The following is a 608-nucleotide window of genomic DNA, read 5'->3' on the forward strand; positions in this document are numbered from 1 at the left end:
GGGGCCTGCGGATCACCCCTGCGCAGCTGCGCGAGATCGCGGAACGCGAAGGGCGCGAACTGGCCAGACGCGAGGCCGCCTATCGGGATGGTCGCCCGCCAGTCGATGTCACCGGCAAGATCGTCATCTTGGTCGACGACGGGCTGGCCACCGGCGCCAGCATGTTCGCGGCGGTCCAGGCACTGCGCGAAGCTGAACCCGCGCAGATCGTGATCGCAGTGCCGGCGGCACCCGAGTCCACCTGTCGGGCCTTCGCCGGGCTCGTCGACGAGATGGTCTGCGCCAGCATGCCGACCCCTTTCCTCGCGGTCGGCGAATCCTACTGGGACTTCCGTCAAGTCAGCGATCGGGAAGTCCGGGATCTGCTCGCCGCCCCGACGACCGGCCCGGCGCTGGTCGGAGTCCGGCAAGAAAGTGCCGCCGAGATCATCCGGCGGGTCGCTGTCGACGCGCCCGGGGGTGTGCCGCCGCGCGAGGTGTTGTCGGAGTTGATCGGCGACGCCACAATCGTCCTGATCGGCGAGAGCTCGCACGGCACCGAGGAGTTCTACCGGGCCCGGGCCGAGATCACCAAGTGGCTGATCGAAGAGAAGGGCTTCTGCGCGGTG

Annotated in this window: 1 protein-coding gene; it reads left to right on the forward strand. The window is 69.1% G+C overall.

Annotated features, from left to right (window positions below; translation table 11 throughout):
• Positions 1-608, forward strand: a 608-nt coding sequence (locus F6Q13_RS19610) for a phosphoribosyltransferase (RefSeq protein ID WP_293060046.1), incomplete at both ends; no start/stop codon positions are given.

This window comes from Mycobacterium sp., from assembly GCF_008709575.1.
GTDB lineage: Bacteria > Actinomycetota > Actinomycetes > Mycobacteriales > Mycobacteriaceae > Mycobacterium.